Origin of the sequence: Microvirga brassicacearum (assembly GCF_008757455.1) — a bacterium.
Taxonomy (GTDB): domain Bacteria; phylum Pseudomonadota; class Alphaproteobacteria; order Rhizobiales; family Beijerinckiaceae; genus Microvirga; species Microvirga brassicacearum.
Window position 1 is genome coordinate 30,083 of record NZ_VCMV01000064.1, and the last position, 354, is coordinate 30,436.

The window sequence follows — 354 nt, forward strand, 5'->3', positions numbered from 1 at the left end:
AGAACAACTCCGAGTATTAACAAGGGGCAATAACAACTATTTACGGGTAATTTCTCCATCGATCCCATTACAAACCCGAGACAACCATCGTAAAAACACAACTTGTAATGCGTCTGATTGCAGCCTTCTGTTCAGGAAACGACTATTTTTAAGTTTCAACACTGCAAACTTATGATGGTTATCTTCAGATTCGATCTGAAGGCGCTGCTTGCGCGAGGCGGAGGAGCGAGCCGAGGCGGCTGACGATCGTGCTCGACCTGGATGAGTTTACCGAAAGACCTCCGGGATATCTGATATGAGGGGCCACCGGATGTCTGACATCGTGCGCCGGATCGTTGCCTTGGAGCCCGGGCA